At 67.5% G+C, this 394-nt stretch carries 1 pseudogene; it reads right to left on the minus strand.

What is annotated here, in order from left to right:
• A pseudogene (locus MLGJGCBP_RS44170) lies at nt 1-394 on the minus strand (hypothetical protein); the annotation flags it as partial.

Raw genomic sequence — 394 nt, forward strand, 5'->3', positions numbered from 1 at the left:
GGCAACCCGAACCCGTCGGGCCGGCGCACCTTCCGGTTGAAGTCCTCGAACCCCGGGATCACCCGGGCAATGGAATCCCGGATCCGGTCGTAGTCGGCGGTGAACTCCGCCCACGGCACCGAATGCTCCGGCCCGAACAACGCCTGCGCGATCCCGCAGACGATCGCGACCTCACTGCGCAACTGGTCACTGGCCGGGGGCAGGCTGCCGCGGGAGAGGTGCACCATCGACATCGAATCCTCGACGCTGACCTGCTGCTTCTTACCGGCCTGGACATCTTTGTCGGTGCGGCCCAGCGACGGCAGGATCAGTGCGGACTGCCCGGTCACCAGGTGCGAGCGGTTCAGTTTCGTCGACACCTGCACCGTCAACGCACACCGGCGCAGCGCGGCCT

This window comes from Rhodococcus sp. T7 (genome assembly GCF_009872365.1).
GTDB lineage: Bacteria > Actinomycetota > Actinomycetes > Mycobacteriales > Mycobacteriaceae > Rhodococcus_F.